This is a genomic window from Thiocystis violacea (genome assembly GCF_016583565.1).
GTDB lineage: Bacteria > Pseudomonadota > Gammaproteobacteria > Chromatiales > Chromatiaceae > Thiorhodococcus > Thiorhodococcus violaceus_A.
Window position 1 is genome coordinate 1 of record NZ_NRRF01000194.1, and the last position, 1,428, is coordinate 1,428.

The window sequence follows — 1,428 nt, forward strand, 5'->3', positions numbered from 1 at the left end:
CCAAGGCGGCGTAGACCAACAGGCACAGGGTCATGACCATCATCAGGGCCATGATGCGCTCGGGCTTCTTGAGGAAGCGCGTCGCGGCCATGAACATCGGGTCCTTAAGGAAGCGAAAGCCGCGCTCGACCTTCTGTTGATCCTTGTAGGCGGCAATGAGATCTGCATCGCTGAGGATCTGCGCATCGAGCTGGTTGGTGGCGAGGATGAAGCAGCTCTTGCGCTCGAGGCGACGCTGGCGCTCCTGCACCCGCGAGGCGAGCGCGCCGACGATGCGATAGACAAAGAAGTCTGGCGCGCGTCCCTTGGCTGGGCGCCCCTTGCCCTTGAAGCGGGGCAGCGCCTCGATGTGGGTCTCACCGAGCATCGCGATCTTGAGGGTGTTCTCGAAGCGCTTCAGGGCCTTGAGCGCATCGGCCTCGCAGGCGAAGTCGGTGCTGCACAGGCGCTCGAAGCTCTTGAGTTCGGCGTGACCCTGCTTGAGACAGTGCTTGTCGACGCTCTTGAGGGCGCGTTGGCGCGCCTGCGGGGAATACACCACGACCCAGCGTTGGCGTACTTCGCCATCGCTCGTGCCCAGGGTACGCCACGCCGCTTGCGTGGGATCATCCATCAACTCTGGGGCCACCGCATGGATGAGTTCACGGGCGAGCGTGAGCGTTTCGGGCACGCGCGAGATCCACGCCTGGGCGCTCAGCTCCTGGAGCGTCTCGCGGGTGTAGAGCGCGCTGTCGGCAATCAGCACCTCCAGCCCGACAGCGCCTTGCAACTGCTCCATGTAGGTCCTGACGGTCTCGCGGAAGGCGGTTTTGTCACTGCTGTTGCCGCTCAAGGCCTCCATCAGCAGGGGAATGCCGGCTTGGCGCTCGCAGAGCAATTGCAGTACCACCTGATTCAACTCTGGGCGGTGATCGCGGCTGTAGCCCCGAGTGATCTGAATCACGCCCGCCGGTTCCTCCTCGAGAGCGCTGTTGTACTGCCCATCGGCATGGAAACTGCTGGCGTCCAGATGCCCGAAACGACACGCCAAGCCCAAGCGCCGCACCGCCCGCGCGGCCAGCTGCGCATACAATTTGGTCGGGTCATAGGCGTAGATCCGATCCAGCGCGCGCCCGAGCACATCGTCGTTGAGATGCTCCGCGGTGATCCCCGGACCAAGCAGGCGCTCCACGGGCTTGTCCTTGAAGAACAACGGGGTGAGGTACAGGGCGCGCTGCGTAAAGCCCAAGCCGTTGAGCACCATCGCCTTAACCGCCTGCCCGAGGGAGACGTTGCGGCTGTCTTCAGCCTGCACCAGCACCTGGTCGATCAACTCCCCGAGACCCAGCTCGTCGTACATTCCGGCCACGAGCCCCAGGTGATTGAGGACCTGGCTGCTGTAATGGCGTGGACTGGCCATGGAGGCGGTGTCGATATGGACGGCCATGC

1 protein-coding gene is annotated in these 1,428 nt (G+C 63.8%); it reads right to left on the minus strand.

All coding sequences use genetic code 11. From position 1 onward, the window contains the following. On the minus strand, positions 1–1,426 hold a 1,426-nt coding region (locus CKO23_RS24660), incomplete at its 3' end, for an IS1634 family transposase (RefSeq protein WP_440870598.1). Positions 1,427–1,428 lie beyond the last annotated feature (2 nt).